This window comes from Streptomyces viridosporus, from assembly GCF_002078235.1.
In the GTDB taxonomy this organism is placed as follows: Bacteria; Actinomycetota; Actinomycetes; order Streptomycetales; family Streptomycetaceae; genus Streptomyces; species Streptomyces viridosporus.
Genome location: NZ_MSGP01000976.1, coordinates 1 through 949, shown reverse-complemented (window position 1 = coordinate 949; position 949 = coordinate 1). Strand labels below are relative to the sequence as shown.

General features: G+C 70.4%; 1 protein-coding gene. It reads right to left on the bottom strand.

The genetic code is table 11. The features are described from left to right. Positions 1–949 (bottom strand): HtaA domain-containing protein (locus tag B7L92_RS39005; protein WP_081241703.1); only part of this gene is annotated, 949 nt, incomplete at both ends.

Sequence of the window (949 nt, the reverse complement as noted above, 5' to 3'; positions counted from 1 at the left end):
CGGCCGCGGTCGGCTCGCTGCCGAGGTCGGGCAGCGCGGGCAGCTGGGCCTTCTCGTCGACGGTCACGGCGAGCGAGACCGGGTCCATCGCGGTGCCCGCCTTGTACATCGAACCGAACGCCTTGGAGCCTTCGGCGGTGAGGGTGGCGGGGGCTTCGGTGAGGGCGGCGAGGCCGTCCTTCGGCGCGAAGTCCTCGGCCTCGAAGGTGACGATCGGGACGTTCTTGGTGGTCCTGCCCTCGCTGGTGACGTCGGCCGACAGGGTGCCGTCGCCCTTGGTGACGGCGACGGTGACGGCGGCGAACTTCAGGTCGAGGTCATGGGCGCCGGTGAAGCGGATGCTGCCGCTGAACTCCGCGTCCAGCGTCTCCTTCTTCGCGTCGTACGTTCCCTTGCCCTGCGGGAAGCGGAACAGGGCCCCGCCGTCCTGGGCGCCGTCGGCGAGCGTCCACCTGCCCTGGCCGATGGAGCCGGTGACGTACTCGCGGAAGGTGCGGCGTACGCCCCAGTCGACGGCGGCGTCCTCGAAGCGGCCCGCCTTCTCCTTCTTCGCCTTGTCCTTCTTCTCGCCCTCGTCATTCTTCTCGTGCGGGGCGGACGGCTTCGGCTGGGCGGCGGCGCTCTTGGTGTCGACGGAGAGGCTGACCGGGTCGAGCGGGGTGCCCTCGGTGTAGTAACCGGCGAAGGCGGAGGCGCCCTCGGCGGTCAGCGTGGTGGGGACGTTGGTGAGGGCGATGGGGGTGGAACCGCCCTTCATGTCGATCCCGCCGAGACCGAGCTTGGCCAGGGGCACCTGGGAGCGGTGGGAGACCTTGCCGGTCCCCCGCTCCTTGCTGACCATGTCCGCGTGGAGCACACCGCTGCCGCCGCTGATGCGGATCGTGGGGCGGCTGATCGTGAGGTCCAGCTCGTTGCTGCCGTCGGCCTTCTTGTGGCCGGTGAAGTGCAC